General features: G+C 30.4%; 21 protein-coding genes. 17 read left to right on the top strand and 4 right to left on the bottom strand.

Features of this window, described 5'->3' with window-relative positions; all coding sequences use genetic code 11:
* The first annotated feature begins 150 nt into the window (after positions 1-150).
* Both KTC94_RS10105 and KTC94_RS10100 read left to right on the top strand, forming a co-directional pair.
* Entirely contained in the window at positions 151-780 is a 630-nt protein-coding gene (locus KTC94_RS10105) for a CAP domain-containing protein (RefSeq protein ID WP_220320213.1), read from the top strand.
* 450 nt (positions 781-1,230) lie between these two features.
* Positions 1,231-2,073, top strand: a complete 843-nt coding sequence (locus tag KTC94_RS10100; protein WP_216304140.1) for a CPBP family intramembrane glutamic endopeptidase — start codon at positions 1,231-1,233, stop codon at positions 2,071-2,073.
* A gap of 127 nt (positions 2,074-2,200) precedes the next feature.
* On the opposite strand, the gene KTC94_RS10095 is transcribed toward KTC94_RS10100, so the two are convergent.
* Positions 2,201-2,473, bottom strand: coding sequence for a spore coat protein (locus tag KTC94_RS10095; RefSeq protein WP_369811875.1), 273 nt, complete (start codon positions 2,471-2,473; stop codon positions 2,201-2,203).
* 22 nt (positions 2,474-2,495) lie between these two features.
* Positions 2,496-2,705 carry a hypothetical protein gene (locus KTC94_RS10090; RefSeq protein WP_165413274.1) on the bottom strand — a complete coding sequence of 70 codons (210 nt, stop codon included), beginning with the start codon at positions 2,703-2,705 and terminating at the stop codon, positions 2,496-2,498.
* A gap of 282 nt (positions 2,706-2,987) precedes the next feature.
* Here KTC94_RS10090 and KTC94_RS10085 point away from each other — a divergent pair, with 282 nt between their 5' ends.
* The 3 genes from KTC94_RS10085 to KTC94_RS10075 all read left to right on the top strand — a co-directional run bounded on the left by KTC94_RS10085 (position 2,988) and on the right by KTC94_RS10075 (position 6,338).
* A complete protein-coding gene (locus KTC94_RS10085) occupies positions 2,988-4,019 on the top strand; it encodes a glycosyltransferase family 4 protein (protein WP_216304139.1) in 1,032 nt (343 codons plus the stop codon).
* A 4-nt stretch (positions 4,020-4,023) separates the two neighbouring features.
* Positions 4,024-5,013 (top strand): lysylphosphatidylglycerol synthase transmembrane domain-containing protein, encoded by a 990-nt coding sequence (locus KTC94_RS10080; RefSeq protein ID WP_165413272.1) that lies wholly within the window; start codon positions 4,024-4,026, stop codon positions 5,011-5,013.
* A gap of 140 nt (positions 5,014-5,153) precedes the next feature.
* On the top strand, positions 5,154-6,338 hold the full coding sequence (locus KTC94_RS10075; protein WP_216304138.1) for a glycosyltransferase family 4 protein: 1,185 nt from the start codon (positions 5,154-5,156) through the stop codon (positions 6,336-6,338).
* A 25-nt stretch (positions 6,339-6,363) separates the two neighbouring features.
* On the opposite strand, the gene KTC94_RS17770 is transcribed toward KTC94_RS10075, so the two are convergent.
* Entirely contained in the window at positions 6,364-6,477 is a 114-nt protein-coding gene (locus KTC94_RS17770; RefSeq protein WP_369811874.1) for an IS3 family transposase, read from the bottom strand.
* A gap of 195 nt (positions 6,478-6,672) precedes the next feature.
* Between KTC94_RS17770 and KTC94_RS10070 the strand changes: the two genes are divergently transcribed.
* From KTC94_RS10070 to larB, 12 genes are all read left to right on the top strand, one after another.
* Positions 6,673-7,590: a DUF1861 family protein gene (locus KTC94_RS10070; protein ID WP_220286851.1), complete on the top strand. Its 918-nt coding sequence runs from the start codon at positions 6,673-6,675 to the stop codon at positions 7,588-7,590.
* A gap of 196 nt (positions 7,591-7,786) precedes the next feature.
* The gene (locus KTC94_RS10065) at positions 7,787-9,586 is read left to right on the top strand and encodes an ABC transporter substrate-binding protein (RefSeq protein ID WP_216303393.1); all 1,800 of its coding nucleotides are present in this window, start codon (positions 7,787-7,789) and stop codon (positions 9,584-9,586) included.
* Between the two features lie 55 nt (positions 9,587-9,641).
* A complete protein-coding gene (locus tag KTC94_RS10060) occupies positions 9,642-10,628 on the top strand; it encodes an ABC transporter permease (protein WP_253198204.1) in 987 nt (328 codons plus the stop codon).
* Positions 10,629-11,540, top strand: coding sequence for an ABC transporter permease (locus KTC94_RS10055; RefSeq protein WP_216303392.1), 912 nt, complete (start codon positions 10,629-10,631; stop codon positions 11,538-11,540). It abuts the gene before it with no gap.
* Positions 11,541-11,550: 10 nt separating this feature from the next.
* A complete protein-coding gene (locus KTC94_RS10050; RefSeq protein ID WP_216303391.1) occupies positions 11,551-12,543 on the top strand; it encodes an ABC transporter ATP-binding protein in 993 nt (330 codons plus the stop codon).
* 1 nt (position 12,544) lies between these two features.
* The gene (locus tag KTC94_RS10045; protein WP_165413266.1) at positions 12,545-13,516 is read left to right on the top strand and encodes an ABC transporter ATP-binding protein; all 972 of its coding nucleotides are present in this window, start codon (positions 12,545-12,547) and stop codon (positions 13,514-13,516) included.
* A gap of 58 nt (positions 13,517-13,574) precedes the next feature.
* Positions 13,575-15,842: a hypothetical protein gene (locus KTC94_RS10040; protein WP_216303390.1), complete on the top strand. Its 2,268-nt coding sequence runs from the start codon at positions 13,575-13,577 to the stop codon at positions 15,840-15,842.
* Entirely contained in the window at positions 15,829-16,908 is a 1,080-nt protein-coding gene (locus KTC94_RS10035) for a glycoside hydrolase family 130 protein (RefSeq protein WP_216303389.1), read from the top strand. Before KTC94_RS10040 ends, KTC94_RS10035 begins: the two co-directional genes overlap by 14 nt.
* A gap of 91 nt (positions 16,909-16,999) precedes the next feature.
* The gene (locus KTC94_RS10030; RefSeq protein WP_216303388.1) at positions 17,000-18,037 is read left to right on the top strand and encodes a LacI family DNA-binding transcriptional regulator; all 1,038 of its coding nucleotides are present in this window, start codon (positions 17,000-17,002) and stop codon (positions 18,035-18,037) included.
* 47 nt (positions 18,038-18,084) lie between these two features.
* Positions 18,085-19,674, top strand: coding sequence for an alpha-amylase family glycosyl hydrolase (locus tag KTC94_RS10025; protein WP_220320214.1), 1,590 nt, complete (start codon positions 18,085-18,087; stop codon positions 19,672-19,674).
* Between the two features lie 200 nt (positions 19,675-19,874).
* Positions 19,875-21,128 carry a nickel pincer cofactor biosynthesis protein LarC gene (gene larC / locus KTC94_RS10020; protein ID WP_220320215.1) on the top strand — a complete coding sequence of 418 codons (1,254 nt, stop codon included), beginning with the start codon at positions 19,875-19,877 and terminating at the stop codon, positions 21,126-21,128.
* A 57-nt stretch (positions 21,129-21,185) separates the two neighbouring features.
* A complete protein-coding gene (gene larB, locus KTC94_RS10015; protein WP_216303385.1) occupies positions 21,186-21,932 on the top strand; it encodes a nickel pincer cofactor biosynthesis protein LarB in 747 nt (248 codons plus the stop codon).
* Positions 21,933-22,040: 108 nt separating this feature from the next.
* On the opposite strand, the gene KTC94_RS10010 is transcribed toward larB, so the two are convergent.
* Positions 22,041-23,174 carry a glycosyltransferase family 1 protein gene (locus KTC94_RS10010; RefSeq protein WP_216303384.1) on the bottom strand — a complete coding sequence of 378 codons (1,134 nt, stop codon included), beginning with the start codon at positions 23,172-23,174 and terminating at the stop codon, positions 22,041-22,043.
* Between the last annotated feature and the right edge of the window lie 70 nt (positions 23,175-23,244).

Here is a 23,244-nt window from a genome sequence, read left to right as displayed (position 1 = left end):
CACAATAAGTGTAATTACATGAATATATGACATAATACAACATAAATTCCATCAATAAAAAAACTATAAACCTCATTTAGATGATAGAATGTGTATACAAAGTAAAAATCACGCTTTGTATATTATAATTAGAAAGGTGAGGTAAGAAAGATGAAAAAAACATTAAGATTATGTATATTAACTTTAGGGATTTTAGTAACAACAGGAATAAGTTCAGTAGCGTACGCAGCAGGGGATACCATAAATTACACAGTTAAGTCAGGAGATTATTTGTGGAAGATTTGTGTTAATTATGAGGTTGGAGTTTCAGAGGTTTTAGCTGTCAACCCTCAGATAACTAAGCCTGATCAGATAAACGTTAACCAAATAATAAAAATACCAAACTTAGTTGGGGATAAAAAATTGGAGAAAGATGTAGTAATACTAGTTAATCAAGAAAGAGCAAAACAAGGACTAGCTCCATTAAAAGATAATTGGGAACTTTCCAGAGTGGCTAGATATAAGTCACAAGATATGGCAGATAAAAACTATTTTTCTCATACATCACCAACTTATGGATCACCTTTTGATATGATGAAAAACTTCGGCATAACATATAAATCTGGTGGTGAAAACATTGCAATGGGTCAGCAAACAGCGGCTTCAGTAATGAGCTCTTGGATGAATTCTCCAGGACATAAAGCTAATATTTTAAGTAAGAATTTTACTGAAATAGGAGTTGGGACGGCAAGAGATAAAAATGGAACTATTTATTGGACTCAACAATTTATAGGAAAATAAATAATTTAATTACATTTCAGAAGGAAAGTTTCCCACCTCTATAAGTGGGGGTTAACTACCATAGCAAAAATAAAACTTCAGTGGGAGTATAAATTTCCTTCTGAAGTCATTAATATTACAGCTCCGCAGGAGATGATTTAATATGATCTGTGTTTTTAAATATTGAGTTTTAACAATATTTAGAAACTCAGATTTTTTTTGTTAAATGAAATATTCTAGCTAGATAATAATATTGATTATACATAACCAAAGTTGCCATTATGTTCATATATCATCTTATAAAATTATGTTACACTTAAAAATATAATATGAGAAAGGATAGTGAATATATGATGAAAACAATAAGCATCTAATGGAGTTTATAAGGGAATATAGCCCGAAGAGGGACGATTATATATAAATAGAATAAAGGAAAAAAACTACATTAATTTAAATAGAGAGAGTGATCGAATGAATTTTTTAAGAAACATAGAAAATGGAGCTATAAATATTAAAAAAATGGGAATCATTAAAGCTCTTCTTGTCATGTTTCTATCAATTTTGTTGGAGGGATTAGGGCAATTACCTGTAGAAGTTTTAAATTTATTCTCTGGGAGATTTGAAAAAGTAGTGCCTTATATAATTTTTGTTTTTGGGGTATTGGTTAAATTGTATGTTATTATCATTTTATTCAAGTGGCTTAGTAATAAAGCAAATGATCAAAAACCTAAACAACAATTGAATTGGATGGATTTTGCTTATGCAGCCCTCATGATTATAGCCTTCCGTCTGCTATTTGATAACAGTGTAACTTTGTGGGTTAGCAAGATATCGATGCCAAATTTTATAAAACAATCATTCGAAGAACTACCTAGTTCGCCAATTATATCAATATTTAGTGATATTGTCGTAGCGCCTATATATGAGGAAATTGTTTTTAGAGGAATATTATTGAAAGGAATGACTAAAAAAATAAATCCAACTATAGCGCTTGTAGCATCTGCATTATTGTTTGCTCTAGTTCATATGAACATTCCTAAAGGTATAAATGCATTTTTACTAGGACTAGTTGTCGGAGTTATATATTTAAGAACGGGCTCAATTTATTTAAGCATATTTGCGCATTTAGTAAATAATATTCTGGCTATTTTGGTTTCTCCGCTGTTTTCATTAATAGGAGGGAAATATGCTGTGGAAATTCATGGGATGTTTTTGACTGTAGGGGTCATACTTTTAGTTATAGCTTGTAGTGGACATAATCATAATAAAATTAAAAACAAACCAGGCATATATAAGCAAGTTATAGAAATATAGATATTGTTTTTTGTTAAAAAGAAAAATAGGTGAAATGAAAATTATATATATACATAAAGAAGCCTCTAACAACTTAATCTGTTAGAGGCTTCTTATAGTTAATGAAAAATTATTATATTATAATTAATTATTTTAATTCATTCATCATTTGGTTAGCTTCATCTTTTAATTGTTGAACTTCATTATCTGCAGCATCTTTTGTAGGATACCATCCTTTTTGTTTCATAGCGTCAAATATCATATATTGAATGTTTTGATCGTTTTTAAAATTGTCAATTAGGGTACTCCTCAAATTTGTACAAGAAGATTCAGTTATTCCTGTACTATAAGCAGAAATAACCTGTTTTTCTGTAGCAAGTAAATCATGCATCAAATCTTTTTCGCACATACTTGTATTCATATAATATCCCTCCATTTATATATTATTGATGAGAATCAAGGTAAGTTTTTAATGTATTAAAGTTTTGTTTATGTGTTTGGCTAGCTTCAGTGCAAAGATTTTTTAAATTTTGATCTGTACATTGTGAACCATATTCATTAAATTTTTTATTAAGTAATGATTCATATCCTAATTGGTCTTTAATAACTTTTAGGTTGTTGCTTTCAATTTGTTTATTTTCAGCATTCATCATATTTATTACCTCCAGTCTTTTATTTAAATCGGAACAAGAGTATTATCTGCTTTTTGTATTAAAATATAACTGGTAAATTAATGTAATATTAATGTAGAATTAACTTATCGAATAAAGGTAATTTATAACAAAAATGTTTAAATAAAAATTTATTATAAATAGATTTTTATTGAAAATTAATAAAAATTAAGAAAATTTTAAGGTAACATTAATCAATATTTAATAATAATGGAGTACAATATATATATAATAAGAAAGTTAGATTAGACGGGAGTGACTATTATGCCTACTATAAATATGCTGTCAACAGCTGATAAAGTCAAAGGTCAAGGAGTAGGCTCAGCTTATTTAGAACAAGTAAATTTAGTCCAAAACGGATTAGATAAAGAATATAAAGTTGTAATAAATAAAATAGCAAGAACCGAAATAATGCATTATCATAGTATTGATTTTAAGCATTATTTGAGTATACCTTTTGCTAAAAGAAAAGGGGTAACAGTGGGATATGTGCATTTTTTGCCTGAGACTATTGAAGGAAGTATTAAATTACCCAAGTTAGTTGAAAAGATTTTTTATAAGTATATAATAAGTTTTTATAATAGTATGGACTATTTAGTTACAGTAAATCCTAATTTTATAACTAAACTTGAATCCTATAATATTGATAGAAAGAAAATTACTTACATTCCTAATTTTGTTTCTACTGAAAAATTTTATAATCTTTCAATTGAGGATAAATACATAGCAAAGGAAAAAATGAAAATTGCAAAGGATGCCTTTGTTGTGCTTGGAGTAGGCCAAATACAAACAAGGAAAGGTGTTATTGATTTTATTGATATCGCAAAAAAACTTCCAGAAGTACAATTTATTTGGGCTGGTGGGTTTTCTTTTGGAAATATTACGGACGGATATAAAGAACTAAAAAATGAAATAGAAAATGCACCTGAAAATATCTTATTTACAGGGATAGTTGAAAGAGATTTGATGAATGATATATATAATGTATCAGATGTTCTTTTTATGCCATCTTATAACGAGCTTTTTCCTATGTCAATACTTGAGGCAATGAATACTCACACTCCAGTACTGCTAAGAGACTTGGAACTATATGAGGACATATTATTTGATTATTACTTAAAAGAACATGATAATGAAGGGTTCATTAAGGCTATAGAAAAATTAAAAAATGATGCAACTTATTATAAACAGGCTAAAGAAAAAGCTATAAGAGGGCACAGTTTTTATTCTAGAGAGAATGTACTTGCTATGTGGAAAAAATTTTACGAAAAGGTATATAGAATAAAGGGTAGGTAATCTAATGAAAAAATATAAATTTAATATTATTTTGGGGATAGCTTCTGGGGTTATATTTGTTTTGTTGATCATTTTCACAAACGGTTGGATGGATTTAATTCATCAAATGAAAAATTTGCAAATCCAATGGATATTCGTAGCAGTTATTTCCATGATGCTATATTGGATTTTTGAAGCTAAAACTTTGCAAAGTATTATACTTTTAATGAAAAAAGACTATAAATTCAAACAAGCATTTAAAGTTACTATGGTAGGGCAATATTTTAATTCAATTACTCCATTTGCATCTGGGGGTCAGCCAATGCAACTATATTCACTTACAAAACAAAAATTGGGAGCTGGCAAATCTGGTTCAGCGCTGATGATTAAATTTATTATCTATCAGACGATATTGACTATATATTCTTTAATTCTTATATTTTGGAAAGCAGCTTTTTTCAAAAGTAAAATGAGCAATTTATTTTATTTAATAGGGTTTGGATTTACAGTTAATGCTAGCGTGATTATATGCTTAATTATATTTTCTAAGTATCGGAAATTAACACGAAAATTAATAATAGCTTTTTCTAAAGTATTAGGAAAATTTAGAGTGGTAAAGAATATATCAAAGCTAGAAATACGTATTAATGAGAATTTAGATCAATTTCATGATAATATGGAGATAGTAAAGCATAGCAAGGGATTGATGCTTAAAGCTGTTGTTTATACAGTATTTCAACTGACAATATATTTTAGCATCCCTTATTTTATTTATCTTAGTTTTGGAATGAAGGGTGCTAGCATAGGCAGTATGATAGCTGCAACCGCGTTTGTAATTATGCTCACAGCGTTTATACCATTGCCTGGAGCTATTGGTGGAGCAGAGGGTGCTTTCTATATGTTTTTTAGTTTGTTTTTCGTATCTAATAATATAATGGCTGCTATATTATTATGGAGGATAATTACATTTTATTCCTGTATAATTTTTGGGTTTTATGCTACTGTAAAAAATTAGCTTCATTGGGAGTATAAATATCCTTCTGAAGTCGATAATGCAGCTTCTGTGAAGCTGTTGCAGCTCCGCAGGAGATGATTTAATGCATATTAAGCAAGAAAATTTTATAAGGAAATTATAGTGTTTAAAGGGGATTGATTATGAATATTGGAATTTTTACTGATGCTTATTATCCACAAGTAAGTGGGGTAGTTACTTCTACTATTATATTGAAAAATGAATTAATTAGACTTGGACATAATGTAACCATTATTACTGTTGCACACCCAGATGTAGAGGAGCAGGAGGGTATCATTAGATTGCCTAGCATACCATTTTTTCTTTTACCTTCACAAAGAGTTGGGATGATATATTCACGTAAAATTATGAATAAGATAAAAAAAATAGACCTAGATATAATACATACACAAACGGAATTTAGCATAGGAATATTTGGAAGAATAGTTGCTAAAAGATTAGATATTCCTGTAGTTCACACCTATCATACTATGTATGAGGATTATATCCATTATATATCTCATGGCATAATGCTTAAGCCTGCTTCGCAATTAGCTAAGAAGGTAAGTGAGCTATATTGTAGAGATTGTAGTGCTATAATAGTTCCTACAATAAAGGTGAAGGATGCATTGGAAAATTATGGATTAACAAGGCATATAGATGTAATACCAACTGGAGTTAACATTGAACCATTCAAAAGAAGTAATTACAATAAAGAGACTATCAAAGATGAAAAGAGATCTTTTGGAATAAATGAAACCCAACCAGTTGTACTATTTATTGGGAGAATAGCAAAAGAAAAAAGTATAGATATAATTATAAATAGTATGAAAGAACTAACTAAGAGAATACCGAATTGTAAATTGCTCATTGTAGGTGATGGACCAGAACGTGAAAATCTAGAAGATTTAGCTAAGGCATTGGGCATTGAAAAATCTGTAGTATTCGCAGGAGAAAAACCTTGGGAAGAAATTGGCAGGTATTATCAGATGGGAGATGTGTTTGTAGGTGCCTCACTAACTGAAACGCAAGGCTTAACATTTGAGGAAGCTATGGCGGCACAAATTCCTGTGGTAGCTAAATACGATAAAAATTTAGATGGTATAATTCGCGATAAAATTAATGGAAGATTCTTTTATAAAGACGAAAATTTAGCTGAAATATTATTCCAAATATTAATGGACAAAGAGGAATCTGCATTAATGGTGAAAAATGCTTATGATAGAATGGAACCATTATCGTCTAAGTGCTTTGGAGAAAACGTTGAGAAAGTTTATATGGAAGTTGAAAAACAAAATTGTATGCTACAAAATCAAAAAGTAACATAATGAATTTAACAAAAGAGAATTAATTCTAAGCCACATTCCTATATTCTATAGGAATGTGGCTTTTTAATGTCAGCTGAAAATTTTCGTAGTTATACCAATGAATATATCTTCTTACCCATAATAAAATGCTGTCACACAAGTTAAGGTCTAAGTATTTGGGTAGTAGCGCTTTACATCATTTGGTATAAACTGCCTGTATTCTAATTTATTTCAAGTAATTATAATTGTAAGAATAAATTGAAAAAAACCGAAATTAAAGTAAAAGTATATTGAAATTAAAGTAAAATGTTGATAAAATAACAATTGAAAGGTTTACAAAAGGAGGGAGACTAATATGAAAAGAAAAAAATGTGATGAATTATTAAATGAATTCAAACTTCAAAAAGTTGAATTTAAAGCTAATAAATTAAAATTTGTTTTAAATGACAATAAAGATATATATAACATAACAGCACCATTTGAAATTGATAATGAAGTAGTTATAGCAGGAAGAGTTGAAGCAAGGGATTCCGAACATTCGAAAATAATGTTCTTTAAAGAGATTGAAAATGAGTGGAGAGTAATTGAGGGAACCCCGATTTTTGATTTGCAAGATCCATTTGTAACTAAAATAAATGGAGAATTAGTTTTAGGTGGAGTAGAGATTTACGAAACAGGAAATGAAGACATGCCTATATGCTATAGAACTGTATTTTTAAAAGGAAATTCATTAAAAAAATTAGAAAGATTTGCTGTTGGACCAGACAGAATGAAGGATATAAGACTACTCGAGTTATCAAATAATAAAATATTAGTATTTACAAGACCGCAAGGTGAAATTGGGAATAGAGGTACTATAGGTTACTTTATTATGAGGAGTTTAGAAGAGCTTACTATAGAAAACATAGAAAGTGCGAAACTTTTAGATAATATGTTTTATGAAGAAGAATGGGGTGGAGCAAATGAGCTTCATTTACTTGAAGATGGTACTATAGGAGTTTTATCTCATATAGCTAAGTTTGATAATGAGGGAAATAGACATTACTATTCATCAGTATTTACATTTAATCATGAAACTTCAGAATATAGCAAAATGAAGTTAATTGCAATAAGAGATAATTTTGAAGAAGGGGCAGCAAAGAGACCTGATTTAATAGATGTAATATTTAGTGGTGGATTAATAAGAAAAGAAAACGGACAAGCGGAACTTTACTGTGGAGTAAGTGATGCAGAAGCTCACAAAATATTAATTAGAGATCCTTTTAAATTTTAACTGCATTTCAGAAGGCAAGTCTCCCACTTCTATAAGTGGGAGTATCTACTATAAGTAGGAGATACTTGCCCTAACAAATAGAAAACTTCAGTGGGGGTATAAGTCTCATTCTGAAGTAGTCAATGCATCTTATGCGAAGCTATTGCAGCTGCCCAGGAGATGATTTAATGAGAAAATAGTAAGGGAGAAATTTAAAATGAGAAAAAATAAAGTAGTTGCAGTTTTAATGAGTTGTTTATTAGGAACGTCATTATTAGTAGGGTGTGGTGGAAGCAATAAAGCGAACTCAAGTAATAATCCGGATGGAACACTAGTTATTAATGGTGATTACATAGTGCCTCCAGCTGCACATGGCAATCCATTTATAGGCGGATTTGTAAACGGTATCGAACCGTATATGCAAGATAACCTATTTGTATATGCACCATTTCCGTCAGCAAAATTTAAATCTCATTTAGGGGAAAGTTATACATTTGAAAATAAAGTTTTAACAGTTAAATTAAAAGATGGACTAAAGTGGAGTGATGGGTCACCATTAACTACTAGAGATGTTGAGACTACTTTCTATATGAATATTGGAAGAAGACAGGTTTGGGAATTTTTAGAAAATATACAAATTGTAGATGATACAACTATGAAGTTTAACTTTAAAACAGAAAGTCCATTAATAATAAATATGGCCTTTGATATTAAAATTAATGCACCTACATCAGTATATGGTAAGTGGGCAGAAAAATATAAAGAAATAGCAATGACAGGAAGAAAGTATCATCCAGAAACACTAACTTTCTGGTATTTAGAAGAGTCTAATAAGAAGTTACAAGACTTAAATATTCAATTAGAAGGATTTAAGCCAAAAGTAGAGGAAACTATTGGATCAGGCCCATTTACTGCAAAAAATATTACAACTTCAGAAGCGTTATTAGTTCAAAATCAAAATTACCGTGAAGAATTAGATATTAAACAATTAAGGGTTATGAGAGTAGTTACACCGGAAACAGCGGCAACAGCTATGGTGGATGGAACGCTAGATATGCACAGTGGTGGTATTGTTAGAGATGTAGAAGAACAAATTAAAAAGGGTTTAGACACATATAAAGCGCAGTATGTTTCAGAATTTAGTCAAATGTCAGTTGTATTTAACACACAAAAATATCCTGCAAATAAAAAAGAATTTAGACAAGCTATGGCTTATTTAATTAATAGAGAAGAAATAATGCCATTAACAGAACCAGGTAGTTTAAAAAGTGAGACTACATTAACAGGTCTTCCAGCTACATTACAAGAAAGCTGGGGAGTAAAAGATTTTGCGAAAAATGAATTAACAGATTATTCATTTGACCCTGAAAAGGCAGAAAAATTACTAACATCGATTGGTTGGAATAGAAATGCTGCTGGTACTTGGACAAATGAAAAAGGCGAAGTTGTAACATTTGAATTAGCTTGTAACAATGGGTGGGGTTCAGCTATGTTGCCAGGTGAAGCAATTGCAACAAAACTTAAAGAGTTTGGATTAGATGTTCAATTTAGGCCAATGGAAGGTTCAGCGTTTAATGATTACTTTACTAAGAAAGAGCACACTGTAATTATTGAATTTGCCCCAACTGGAAATGTACTATATGCACATCCATATGGAAGTTACGAAGCAATTTATAGATCGAGACCATTCTTAATGGGATTAGAGACAAACGAAGAAGGAAATATAATTATTGAGTCAGAAGGTGAAGAAGTAAATGTAACTGATTTAGTTAAGAAACTATTTACAGCCAAAGGTGATGAAGTACAAGAAATAACTAAGAAATTAATGAAAATAACTAATGAGCAAGCATATTTTATTCCTTATTTAGAAAAAGGATTCCCGATAAGAACTCTAAAAGATAATGTTACTTTAGGGTTTGGAAATGATGAAACAATAAAAGATGTTAGATACTCCGGTGTAGGAGAAAATCTACTTGCAACTTTAATAAAAGAAAAGACTATAACTTTGGGAAAATAATATTAAAGGTGTCTTATACATATTATAGGACACCTTTTTTCAAGGGAGGATCATTATGATAAAGAAAATTTTAATGTTATGTTTAACTGTTATATTTGCAGTTATAGTAACATTTTTAATAATAGAACTTATGCCCGGAGATCCTGTAGATGTATTAGCTAGAGAAATGGTTAGTACACAAGGAGTGCCTTATGAGGAAGCATATAAAAGAGCTGTTATGCAGTTGAATTATGATCCAAATGTTCCACTGGCTGAAAGGGTTTTAGATTTTGGTGAAGGAATATTAAATGGAGATTTAGGACAGTCATTAAAGTTTAAAACAGATGTTAAAGATATAGTAATGTCAGCATTGCCATGGACATTGCTTATAACCGGTGTTTCAACAATACTAGCATTTACAGTAGGTATAAGCATTGGGATGGTTGCTGCGTGGAAAAGAAGTAAAAAGCTAAATCTTTTATTAGATACCTCGGCATCGGTTTTAGGAGCTATACCAGAGTATATTATAGGGTTTTTCTTAATATTAATATTTGCAGTGAATTTAAGGATGCTACCATCTAAAGGGGCCTATTCAACAATGGTTGATGTCGGATTTAACATGGCTTTTATAGCAGATGTTGCAAAACATGCTATTTTACCAATACTGGCATTCTTCATTGTTAACGTAGTGAACTGGATAGTAAATATGAGATCAATAGCAGTTGGAATATTAAATGAAGATTATATTCAATATGCAAGGGCAAGAGGAATAACTAATAAAAAGATAATTTTTAAATATGTAGGTAGAAATGCAATGTTGCCAATGGTTACATCATTAGCAACTACTTTTGGATTATTAGTAGGTGGTTCACCACTTATAGAAAATTTATTTTCATATCCAGGGGTTGGTTATTATTTAAATAATGCAACAGCAAATAGAGATGTTACTTTAATGCAAGGGATGTTCTTTGTAATAATAATAACAGTTATTTTATGTAACTTCTTAGTAGAATTATTATATGGGTTTGTAGACCCTCGTTTAAGAAGGAAGGGGAGAGCATAAATGAAAAACAAGCTAAGTTCATTATGGGAAGGGATAGTTAATTTCTCGAGAGTAATAGTTACAAATAAACAAGCAACTTTTGGAGCTTTTATATTAATCATATTTACATTGATGGCAATATTAGGACCAATTATGTTAACTCCTGATAAGGCTAACTATGTAAATAGATTACAAGGATCATCATTTCAACATTTATTAGGTACCGATTTTGCAGGAAAAGATACATTGAAACAATTCATATTAGGTTCAAGAGAGGTTTTAACAATAGCTCTTTATGCAGGTGTTTTCACATTGAGTATTGGGGTTACAGTAGGGATTACATCAGGATTACTTGGTGGAATAGTTGATGATATTTTAATGATGATAACTAATGTAGTTCAGACAATACCTAACTTTCCTGTATTAATGGTTATGTCATTAATAGTAAATATTGATAGTTCATTAAAGTTTGGGCTTATATTAAGTATATGGTCGTGGGCGGGACTTGCAAGGGCAGTAAGGTCACAAACATTATCTTTGAAAAATAGAGATTTTATTGAGGCAAGTAGAATTTTAGGTATGAGTAAGATTTATATTATTATAAATGACATTTTACCAAATATTATATCATACATAGCAGTTAACTTTATTATGATAATGAAATCATCAATACTAGCAAGTGTTGGATTAATGGTATTAGGATTAGCTCCGTTTAAAGGAGATCATTGGGGAATAATGCTGGATATGGCATTAAACAAAACGGGAGCATTATTTGGTTCAAAAGCGATAATATATCTATTAACACCAATTGTAGGGATTGTTTTATTCCAATTAGGATGCTTTATGTTTAGTAAAGGGTTAGAGGACGCATTTAACCCAAGAATAAAAACTACTATAGCTATAAAAAGAAAAACAAAAGTAATGGGAGTTTAGGGGTGAGAGTATGGAAAAATTATTAGAATGTAAAAATATAACTGTAGAATTTGACGTAAAATATTTTAATGAAGATAAAGTTTTAAAGGCCGCAGATAATATTACTTTAGATATTTATAAAGGTGAAATGTTAGGGATAATAGGAGAAAGTGGAAGCGGTAAATCAACTTTAGCTTCAGCCATGTTAAATTTAGTAAGAGAGCCAGGTAGAATATCAAGCGGAGAAGTTGTTTATTTTAATGGTGTAAATTTATTAGCCCTTTCGGAAAAGGAATATAACAAATATAGATGGAAAGATATATCAACAGTATTTCAAGCTGCACAAAATTCACTTAATCCAATAGCAACGATAAAAGATCATTTTGTTGAAACTTATACTACACATTTAGATAAAGTATCTAATGAAGTAATGATGAACCGTATAAAAGAGTTATTGAACTTTGTTAGGTTAGATGAAAAAGTTCTAGATTCTTATCCGTTTGAGCTAAGTGGTGGAATGAAGCAACGTGTATTAATAGCATTAAGTTTATTACTTGAACCAAAGTTAATAATATTGGATGAACCTACTACTGCTTTAGATGTAATAACCCAGTGGTATATATTGGAGATATTAAGAAAAATAAATAAAGAAAATGGAGTTTCTATAGTGTTTTTAACTCATGATATATCAATAATAGGCTCTATGGTTGATAGAATAGCTGTAATGTACGCAGGAGAATTAGTAGAAGTTGGTGATGTTTTAGATGTATACGAAACGCCGAAGCATCCATATTCAAAAGCATTATTAGCTGCAATACCTTCATTATATGATGATGTAACCACAAGAAGATCTATAAAAGGGGCACCTATTAATATGTTAGATTTAAAAGGTGAATGTAGATTTAAAAATAGGTGTATTTATAAGGGAAAGGTTGGCTGTGATGGTTCGGATGAAAATAGTAAAGAGCTTATCAAGGTAAAGGATAATCATTATAGTAGATGTAAGTACTGGGAGGGAATTTAAAGTGAGTAATTTAATAAAAATAGAGGGTGTAAGTAAAAGTTTTGGAGAAGGAAAGGAACAGGTTAGAGTATTAAAGGATATTAATCTAGAAATTGGAGACGGTGAAATATTAGCTGTAGTAGGGGAAAGTGGTTGTGGTAAAACTACTTTAGGAAAGATTATCGCAGATGTTCATAAACCGACAGAGGGGAAAATACTTTATAAAGGAACAGATATAAATGTTCTAAAAAGGGGGGATTATAAGGACTTTAGAATGGGGGTGCAAATGGTGCATCAGGATTCATTTGCAGCATTAAATCCAAATAAAACTATCTTCCAATCATTAAGCGCCCCTATACTAAAACATAAAATTGTTAAAACAAATGGAGAAGCTTTAGATCTATGTACAGAATATCTAGAGGAAGTAGAATTAACTCCAGTTGATCAGTTTTTACATAAATATCCGCATCAATTAAGTGGAGGACAAAGACAAAGAATATTATTAGCAAGAGCTTTATTAGTGAAACCTAAGCTTATAGTAGCAGATGAGCCAGTATCGATGGTAGATGTATCATTAAGAATTTCGTTATTAGATTTAATGGCAAGGATGAACAAAAAACATGGAATTTCTTTTGTTTACATAACACACGATTTAGCTACAGCAAGATATATAGCTAATGAGGGGAGAGTTCTGGTTATGTATTTAGGATCAATTGTGGAATTAAATAATATAAATGATGCAATAACAAATCCTAAACATCCATATTTTAAAGCTTTATTAAAAGCGGTTCCAGTTGCAAATCCAAGAAATAAAAATATGATTTCAAACTTACCGTTAAAGACAATGGATATTCCAAGTCTTAAAGATTTACCAAGTGGATGCAAGTTCAATCCAAGATGTATTTATTCAAATGAATTATGTGAAAAAGAAGAACCAAAACTAAGAAAACTTGGGGATGGATTTGTTGCATGTCACCATGCAGAAACTATTTAACGACATTTCAGCTCATCAGGGGATGATTTAATATAGCAAATAGGAGTGTGTTATTACGGTGGAGCGAATTTCTATAGACATTAGTAAAGATGAAAACAAGAAATACACAGTAAGTTTGTTGAATAGTAACAAAGTTGTAGCAAAGGATGATATTAAAAATATAAAGATTACTATAGAAAATGAAGATAGATCATATAGAGAGGTTATAAGTAATATAGATATTGATACTGTTGGTTATTATGAAAATGAAATTATCTGTAATTGTAGATATTACTGCAAGATGCTAGAAACGTATATAGATATTCAAGTTGTTTATAAAGTAGTTAATGAGGCCTTAGTGGAGAAAAGAATAATACTTAAGCAAACAAATATACCTATGCTGTTTTATAGTATAGAGAACTCTATAATTCCAAGTGAGGAGCCAAAATGTTATTGGAGTTTTGATAATGATAATAACAATGGTGGTGTGGTGAGAGAAGTATTTCCAGCAGCGGGATATGTAGTGGGAAAAGCATATGTTGGATTGCTGACAGATGCTGGACACAGAAATTATTGGACAAGAAATATTAGAAGAAGGCCACATTATAACAAACTAGGATTTACAGCAATAAAAGAGGCTTGTGATATTAATCTTTATAGAGTTTCAACTTTATCTGATAGAGAAAAAGGTGATCATTATGTGAAGATAACTTTAGGAGAATTAATAGATTTTAATAACGGGAAAAAAGAAGTTGTTGAAGTAGATAATGATTTTATAAATAAAGATGATGAAGGAAGTTTAATCATAACACTAGATCTTGAAGATGGGTATTATGATATAAGTTTTGATCATAGGATAAATGGAGAATTAAGTGTAGTTGTTTTGAAAGAATTAACAAAAGATAATTACGAAGTACATGGTTTTGATTATCAGAATAATATACCATCTTATAAGGAAACATGGACTAGCTTCCAAGATGGATTAATACTATCAAATACGGAAAATAAAAAGAGCCTCTTAGTGATAAAGAGTAATGATAATGAATCTATTGATATAAAAAACTTAAAGGTAACTAAGGTAAATGGTATAGAAAAACCATTTCATAGGTTGGAACAAGGTAAAAGTTGTGAGAAGAAGTTATTCATACTTATTAAGCAAATGGATGGTCTTCGAGATATACGTTACTACAGCCAAGTGTTATTAGCAGATGGGTTAGGGTTTAATGGAAGTGATGTTGAAAAAATTCTTTTTGCAGATATGCAGATGTTAACATGGATAACTAGTGCATATGACTTTTTGCCATTAAATGTACCTAGCTTAAATTATGCCCCAGATATGTATAATAGAGATTCTTTTTGGAGTGTAGCGGGGGTAAATGATAAGGAATTGAGCAAAAAACTTTGGGAAAAGTGGGGTTCAACTCAAAATGAAAATGGAACAATAGGAACCATAATAACCCCATATATGGGAAGCTTAGAAGTAAAAGGTAACGAAGCTACTTGTGAATGGATATGGTGGGCATATATAAATAAAATCAAGTATGGAATAGAACCTAATATGAGCAAAGTTAAAAAAGCTTATAACTATTGTATTAATGAGTTTGATGAAGATGGTGATGGTATAGCAAAATCACATTTTGTATTAGGTCAAAATGATGTTCAAACATATTTTGAAGGTGGAAAAACATCAAGTGTATCAGTTAATCAGGGTGTATTTGCAGTGACATTAAAAGTTGCTAAGGCCTTAGGCATAGATGTGCCAGATGATTATATAGAGAAAGCTAATATTGGGTATAAAAGCTTTTATAGCAATGAAAAAGGATACTTATTAAATACTTTAGACTATAAAGATGCTATATCAGTAGGTGATTTGATGCCTGAATTTGTTTCATTATGGTTCTTTAATGAAGGGTTACTTAATGAGGGAATTGTAAAAAATACACTTGAAAAAATACCAGTTATTAATGATTGCGCAACTTTTATAGGACATGTTAATAACAAGTATTTTAGTGGGGTTGATAGTCCTTTTGATGAAAAGTTTAGCTGGAGTGATGGAGTATATTATAATGGCGGTAGCTGGCTTAGAGAAGAGATAATGGCATATGCAGTTGGAGTGAGATATGGATTAGATGACTATAAGAACAGGATTTTAAATAGAATGGATAGAGAGATAAACCTAATTAAAGATGATCCGGTAAGTCATGAATTTTTACCAACGGATTTATCTAAGGAAGGGTGTTTATGGAAATCTATAAGGGTTTTTTCTTGGAATGTATTTGCAATAACAGCATTAGAGGTAGCAGGAATAAGAAAAACAAAAGGGTGTGTTAATAATGAGTTTTGCTAAAAGAAGTAATATGAATCCCCTTATAAAACCAAGTGACGTGAAACCAAGTAGAGAAGATTTTAAAGTTGATGGCGTATTTAACTGTGGTGTTTGTAAATATGATGATGAATATCTATTATTATGTAGAGTTGCAGAATCTGTTAAAGTTGATAAGGAAGATGAAGTAAAGATACCTGTAGTAGTAAACATAGATGGAAAAGATGTAATAGACATAGTTTCATTTAATAAAGAAATAGATACGCAATATGATTATTCAGATGCACGTTCTTTATGGATTACGCATATTGGAGGAGTAAGAAAAATTGCTTATTTAACTTCATTATCACATATAAGGATAGCAAGATCAAAGGATGGAGAAAATTTCATCATAGAAGATGAAGCTTTTATTAAACTTACAGCTTCAGAAGAAGAATGGGGAATGGAGGACCCAAGAATAACTAAAATAGAGGATACATATTATGTTAATTATACATCTGTGACTAGAAATGGTGCAGCCACTTCGTTAGTTTCTACAAAGGATTTTAAAACTTATGAAAGACATGGAATTATATTTGCCCCAGAAAATAAAGATGTAACTATATTCCCAGAAAAAATAAACGGGAAATATATAACATTTAATAGACCCGTTCCATGTGCAATCGGCGGAGCAGATATGTGGATAGCAGAATCACCTGATTTAGTACATTGGGGAAAACAAAAACATTTTTATGGTGGTTCAAATGAAGGAGCATGGGAAAATGGAAGGGTTGGAGGAGGTGCAGTACCATTCTTAACAGAAAAAGGTTGGATAAAAATTTATCATGCAGCAGATAAAAATGATAGATATTGCTTAGGAGCATTCTTACTTGATAAAAATGATCCTAGCAAAATATTAGCCAAAACAAGTAGAGCTATATTAGAACCAAAAGCTACCTATGAAAAAGAAGGTTTTTTTGGTAATGTAGTATTTACATGTGGATGTTTATTTGAAGATGGTATTGTTAAAATATATTATGGCGCAGCAGATGATAAAGTTTGTAGAGCAGATATAAAAATAGAAGATATATTCACTTTAATGGATAAATAACACATAAATCCTTAATATTGTAGCTCCGCAGGAGATAATTTGATAAAATTAACTGATAGCCTTATAGTATATTTATGGTAGGAGATATTAGATGAGAAAAGTAATAATGAAAGATATAGCAGATAAATTAAATATATCTATTAATGCAGTATCATTAGCATTAAATAGAAAGGCAGGAGTTAGTGAAGAAACAAGAAAGACAGTTCTTGATGTGGCAGAGCAGATTGGTTATTTGGAAAAATCAACTAAATTCATTCTGTCATATGCAAGTAAAAATATATGTGTTTTAATAAGAAAATTATATTTTGAAGATAATTATTTTTATTCTAAGATAATGATGGGGATAGTTGAGGAAGCGAGAAAAAATGGATACGACATAATTACGTGTATGATTGATGAAAATGAGGAAAATATTCCAAGTTGCATTGAACATAAGAAGGTATGTGGAGTAGTTGTAATAGGTGCAATAGATGATGATTATTTGATAAAGCTAAAAGGTTATAAGGCGCCAGTAGTTTTAGTAGATCATACATCGTTATTAGAAAGTACAGATAGTATTTTGACAGATAACAAGCTTGGAAGCTTTAAGATTACGAAATTACTTTTAGATCGTGGATATAAAAAAATAGGTTTTTTTGGAGAGCTAGAATATTCTCTAAGTGTAAAGGAAAGATTTTTTGGATATCAAGAAGCTATGAAAAAATTTATAAATTTCAAGGAAGAAAATAAAATGATTGATTTTATAAATAGATATTCAGTTTTAGATAATTTAGAAGAGTATGTAATAAGACAAGATTTAGAATGGGTAAAAGAAAAAATAAAGTGCTTAAAGGATATGCCAGAAGCATTTGTATGCTCAAATGATAATGCTGCTATTATTCTAATTTCATCACTTAAGGAAATGGGATATTCAATTCCACAAGATATAGCAGTTGTAGGCTTTGATGATATAGTGTTAAGCTCATTTGTTGTGCCTAATATTACAACAGTGAGAGTAGAAAAGGAATTAATGGGACGTAAAGCTTTAAATAAATTATTATGGAGGTTAGATCATAAAAACGAACTAAATGAAAATATAATTATGAGTGTAAGTGTAATTGAAAGAGATTCAGTAGGTGTAAAAGAGTAAAGTATAGATTAATTTATAATCTGTTCAAATAGGGAGAAGTAAAAAACATGGATAAAAAGTGGTGGAAAGAATGTGTGTTCTACGAAATATATATGTCAAGTTTTATGGATGGAAATAACGATGGAATTGGGGATTTTAAAGGAATAACATCTAAATTAGATTATTTAAGTGAATTAGGTATTAAGGGGATTTGGCTTACACCATTTTATCCATCTCCTAAAGTTGATAATGGTTATGATATATCAGATTATTATAATATTGATAAATGTTATGGTACTTTAGAAGAATTTAAAGGATTCATAAATAAGGCACATGATTTAGGAATAAAAGTAATAGTTGATATAGTTTTAAATCATACATCAAGTGAACATTCATGGTTTAAAGAATCAAGAAGCTCTAAAGATAATGAAAAAAGAGATTTTTATATATGGAAAAAAGACAAACCTAACAACTGGGAGTCATTTTTTGGTGGAGATGCTTGGGAATTTGATAAGAAAACAAAGGAATATTACTATCATGCATTTGCAAAAGAGCAAGTAGATTTGAATTGGGCAGAACCTAAGGTTTATGATGCAATGAAAGATGTACTTAAATATTGGATTGACCTGGAAGTAGATGGATTTAGATTTGATGTAATTAACTTTTTAACAATAAAAAATGACTTTAATAAAGATAATCCATATGATGAAAAAGGTGAACAAATACATAGAAATGATAAAGATCAAGATGGAATTATAGACGTTATAAAAACTTTAGTAAAAGATATAAGAGAAATAAAAGAAGATATTTTCCTCGTAGGAGAAATTGGATCAGATGAGTTAATTGAACTGAAAAATTACTCCGGTAAGAATTTATTAGACGTAGTGTTCAATTTTAACTTAGGTAGTATGAAGGAATTTTCAGCGGAGAAAATATATAAAGAAATTAAAGCTATGAATGAGGAATACAATTCAGAGCAAATACCAACAATATTTTTTAATAGCCATGATATGGGAAGAAGTGTTTCAAGATTTAGTCCAAATGGAGAGAAAAATGGAATTGAAAGAGCGATGGCAGCTTTATTATTAACAACTTATGGTGTTCCATTTATGTATTTTGGAGAGGAAATTGGGATTAAGGATTTGGTTTGCCTCGATATAAACAAAATGAATGATGTTCAAGGGATTACAAAATATAATATAGAAATTTCAAAAGGGAAAAGTAGAGAAGAAGCATTAGCTAGTGCAAATAAGAGTTCTAGAGATAAATCAAGAAGTCCAATGCAATGGGAAAATTCGGAGTTTTATGGATTTAGCAAGAGTAAATCTTGGATAAACATAGAAGATAAGGTAGATGACATATCAGTAGAAGTTTGTAAAAAAAATAAAAAAAGTTTATTATACTTGTATAAAGACCTTATTAAAATAAGGTATAATAATCCATGTTTATTATATGGAACATATAAAACTATTTTCTTTAAGAAAAATATACTTATTTTAGAAAGAGAACTTCATAATGAAGTAATTAGAATTGTAATTAACTTTGGTATTAAGGTATATATAGAAAATAGCATTGGTCAAGTTTTATATTGTAGCAATAGTATAGAAAATGGGCTGAAATTGAATCAGTTTGATTTTATAATAATTGAAAAGAAATAGGTATATCAAAGCAGATATACCTATTTCTTTTCAAATATTAAGGCTTTTGTTTTAGAATTTAAATAAAAAAGTCAGACATAGTAATAAATATATCGCATAATAATAAGTGCATATTTTTTTATAATTTATATATATATAACCTATAATATTTATTTATTTGGTACAATGAGATAAATACAAAAGAAATGGAGTGGTTGAGAATGAAAATGCTTTATTATGATTGTTTTTCAGGTATTAGTGGTGATATGAATTTAGGAGCGTTGCTAGACTTAGGTATAGACGAGAAATATTTAATCGAGGAATTAAAAAAGCTAAATATAAATGGGTATGAAATAAAAGTATCGAGAGATAGTAGAAAAGGTATAGAGGGCACTAAGGTGGATGTAGATTTAGAGGAGCATCATCATGTACATACTCAGGATGGAAGTGAAGGAGAACACTCTCATGGGCATGTGAGCAATAATCATAGCCATGAGGAACATAGAAACCTTAATGATATTGAGAAAATTATAGAGTGTAGTGAGTTAAGTTCTAAAGTGAAAGAATTAAGCAAAAAAATGTTTATGAGGGTTGCGAGAGCTGAGGCAAAGGTTCATGGAAAAACATTGTATGAAGTTCACTTCCATGAGGTAGGTGCAATAGATTCTATTGTGGATATAGTAGGAGCTGCTATTTGCATAAGTCATTTAAATGTTGATAAAATAATGAGCTCATCTATAGAACTTGGTGGTGGGTTTGTTAAATGTGCTCATGGACTTATACCAGTACCAGCACCTGCTACTGTGGAAATTTTGAAGGGGATACCGGTAAAAATGGGAGCTGTACCTTTTGAAACTACAACACCTACAGGTGCTGCAATTCTTGCAGCTAACGTCTCTGAATTCAAAGATGATAACGATTTTATTATTAAGAAGATCGGCTATGGCATTGGTAACAGAGATACTGAAATTCCTAATGTACTGAGGGTCATGTTAGTAGAAGAGGTAAATAATTTGTCTGATACTGAAAAGAAAGAAAATGAAGGGGAAGTATTTCAAGAAATTGTGGAATGTAATATAGATGATATGAATCCAGAGATATATGAGTATATTCTTGATAAGCTTTTTACAAAGGGTGCTTTGGATGCATACTTAACTCCAATTATAATGAAAAAAGGCAGACCAGGCGTAAAAATAAGTGTTTTATGTAAAGAAGATAAAATTGAAAAGATGAAAGAAGTATTATTTAGAGAAACTACTACATTTGGAGTAAGAAGTTTTAAAGTACATAAAACAATGCTCCAAAGAGGATTTACTAAAATGAACACTAGCTATGGTGAAGTTACTGTGAAAGAAGCTTACTACAAAGGTGAAAAAATAAAGAATAAGTTAGAATATGAGGAGTGTAAGAAAATAGCCCGAAGTGTGGGACTCCCTATAAGCAAAGTATATGAGACATTAAGGAATGAAATATAACATTATAGATATAAAAACATAAAACTGTAAGCTTAAATTAAAAAAGGTGGAGAATATATGAATACAGAAGAAATGAAGAAATTCCTTAAGTCCGTTAAAAATGGTAATATATCCATTGATGATGGTGTAGATAAGTTAAAAGATTTGTCTTATTCAGATTTAGGATTTGCAAAAATCGATAATCATAGAGAACTTAGAGTTGGTTACCCGGAGGTTATATATTGTGAAGGGAAAACTGTGGATCAAATAAAGGGTATAGTTAGTTTAATGATTACTAAGGATATAAATATTCTTGGTACAAGGGCCTCTAGGATCATGTATGAAGGGGTAAAAGAGGTATGTGATGATGCCGAGTACAATGAACTTGCAAGAACAATTGTAATTAAAAAAAAGGACGTAGAGATTCCAAGTACATATATTGCATTAGTAACAGGAGGAACTTCTGATATATCAGTAGCGGAAGAGGCAGCTATTACAGCAGAAATCTTTGGGAATAAAGTTGAAAGAATTTATGATGTAGGAGTAGCGGGTATTCATAGGTTGTTTGAAAATCTAGATGTTATAAGGCGCGCGAAGGTAGTTATTACTGTGGCGGGAATGGAAGGCGCTTTAACTAGTGTAGTTGGAGGCTTGGTGGATAAACCAGTTATAGCTGTTCCAACTAGTATAGGATACGGAGCTAATTTTAAAGGACTTTCGGCATTGCTATCAATGTTAAACAGCTGTTCTAGTGGAGTTAGTGTTGTTAATATTGACAATGGCTTTGGCGCAGGATATTTAGCAAGTATTATCAATAAACTATAAATTAATTTTTAAAAAGGAGGCTTGCATACTCATTATGCAAGCCTTAATTATGGTGTGTTTGAAAAGTGTATATTAAATAAAATATAGTTGCAGTAATATATACTTTTCTTATTGAGCAGGGGATTCGCGATTGTATATATCTGCATAGACTTTGAGAGTGCATTGTGCAGTGTTCTGCCATGAAAATTTTTTAGATCTTATTAATGCTTTAGAACTTAATTCTGATCTTAGAGCTTCATTACTTAATAAGTTACCTATGGCGAGAGACATCTCTGAGATATCATATGGATTTATTAAAATCCCACCGTCACCCACTACCTCGGGAATAGAAGTAAGGTTAGATGCTATTACAGGAGTGCCGCAATTCATTGCCTCTAAAGGGGGGAGTCCAAAGCCCTCATAAAAAGATGGATATATGAAAGTATCACAGCAATTATAGAAAAGTGGTAAATGATCTTCAGGTACAAAACCGATAAAAATAACATGCGAGCCTATTTTCAATTCATTCGCAAGTTTTATGAGTTTTTGACCGGAATCTTTATAGCCACCTACAATAACTAAATTATACTTTTTATTTAAATCTTTATATATTTTAGAAAAAGCAATTATGACAGAAGCCACATTCTTTCTTTCACTAAATCCTCCTAGGTAGAGTATAAAGGGATCTGTTAAATTATATACAGCTTTTAGGAAATTCCTACAGTGGACCTTATCTAAAGGAACATATTTTTTATCTGCAGCTAAAGGAGTTACAAAAATCTTACTTTCGTCTACTGGGAAAAATTTTAAAATATCGCGTTTAGAGAATTCGGATACAGTTATTATCCCATCAGAGCCTCCTATAATCATTGGCATCTCTTTTAAAAATTTCAGCAAATAGCCTCGGCCTACTGTTTCGGGCATAACATATGGAATTAAATCATGTATCGTGACTACTTTCTTGCAAGTTATTTCCTGAGAAAAACCTATACCATTTTGGGGCATATGATATATGTCTATGTTTTCTTTTGAAATGTTTTCTGGAAAATAGTAATCTTCAAAAAATCTTTGATGCTTTTTAGAGGTCATTACTATTTTGCAGTTTTCTTTTTTTATAATTTCATAATTGTTGCCTGACCAAAAAACATGGTAATTATTTATATTATCTATGTTAATTAAATTTTTAAACACATTTTCGGTATAAGTTCCTATACCTGTTCCACTATAGAAATTGATGCCTCTAGCATCAATTGCAATCTTCATAGGTTTCACTCCTTAAAATTATTATAAAAACCCTATATTTATAATTATAAATTTCATTTGAAAGACAATA

It is taken from the genome of Clostridium sp. CM028, from assembly GCF_030585565.1.
GTDB lineage: Bacteria > Bacillota > Clostridia > Clostridiales > Clostridiaceae > Clostridium_AD > Clostridium_AD estertheticum_B.
Note: the sequence above shows the minus strand (reverse complement) of the source record. Positions and strands in the feature narration are given on the sequence as shown.

Coding starts and splice junctions, on each gene's coding strand:
- larC (WP_220320215.1), top strand. CDS start 19,875: ATGAAAATGCTTTATTATGATTGTTTTTCAGGTATTAGTGGTGATATG.
- KTC94_RS10060 (WP_253198204.1), top strand. CDS start 9,642: ATGATAAAGAAAATTTTAATGTTATGTTTAACTGTTATATTTGCAGTT.
- KTC94_RS10025 (WP_220320214.1), top strand. CDS start 18,085: ATGGATAAAAAGTGGTGGAAAGAATGTGTGTTCTACGAAATATATATG.
- KTC94_RS10100 (WP_216304140.1), top strand. CDS start 1,231: ATGAATTTTTTAAGAAACATAGAAAATGGAGCTATAAATATTAAAAAA.
- KTC94_RS10090 (WP_165413274.1), bottom strand. CDS start 2,705: ATGATGAATGCTGAAAATAAACAAATTGAAAGCAACAACCTAAAAGTT.
- KTC94_RS10050 (WP_216303391.1), top strand. CDS start 11,551: ATGGAAAAATTATTAGAATGTAAAAATATAACTGTAGAATTTGACGTA.
- KTC94_RS10105 (WP_220320213.1), top strand. CDS start 151: ATGAAAAAAACATTAAGATTATGTATATTAACTTTAGGGATTTTAGTA.
- larB (WP_216303385.1), top strand. CDS start 21,186: ATGAATACAGAAGAAATGAAGAAATTCCTTAAGTCCGTTAAAAATGGT.
- KTC94_RS10095 (WP_369811875.1), bottom strand. CDS start 2,473: ATGAATACAAGTATGTGCGAAAAAGATTTGATGCATGATTTACTTGCT.
- KTC94_RS10030 (WP_216303388.1), top strand. CDS start 17,000: ATGAGAAAAGTAATAATGAAAGATATAGCAGATAAATTAAATATATCT.
- KTC94_RS10070 (WP_220286851.1), top strand. CDS start 6,673: ATGAAAAGAAAAAAATGTGATGAATTATTAAATGAATTCAAACTTCAA.
- KTC94_RS10080 (WP_165413272.1), top strand. CDS start 4,024: ATGAAAAAATATAAATTTAATATTATTTTGGGGATAGCTTCTGGGGTT.
- KTC94_RS10065 (WP_216303393.1), top strand. CDS start 7,787: ATGAGAAAAAATAAAGTAGTTGCAGTTTTAATGAGTTGTTTATTAGGA.
- KTC94_RS10055 (WP_216303392.1), top strand. CDS start 10,629: ATGAAAAACAAGCTAAGTTCATTATGGGAAGGGATAGTTAATTTCTCG.
- KTC94_RS10075 (WP_216304138.1), top strand. CDS start 5,154: ATGAATATTGGAATTTTTACTGATGCTTATTATCCACAAGTAAGTGGG.
- KTC94_RS10010 (WP_216303384.1), bottom strand. CDS start 23,174: ATGAAGATTGCAATTGATGCTAGAGGCATCAATTTCTATAGTGGAACA.
- KTC94_RS10035 (WP_216303389.1), top strand. CDS start 15,829: ATGAGTTTTGCTAAAAGAAGTAATATGAATCCCCTTATAAAACCAAGT.
- KTC94_RS10085 (WP_216304139.1), top strand. CDS start 2,988: ATGCCTACTATAAATATGCTGTCAACAGCTGATAAAGTCAAAGGTCAA.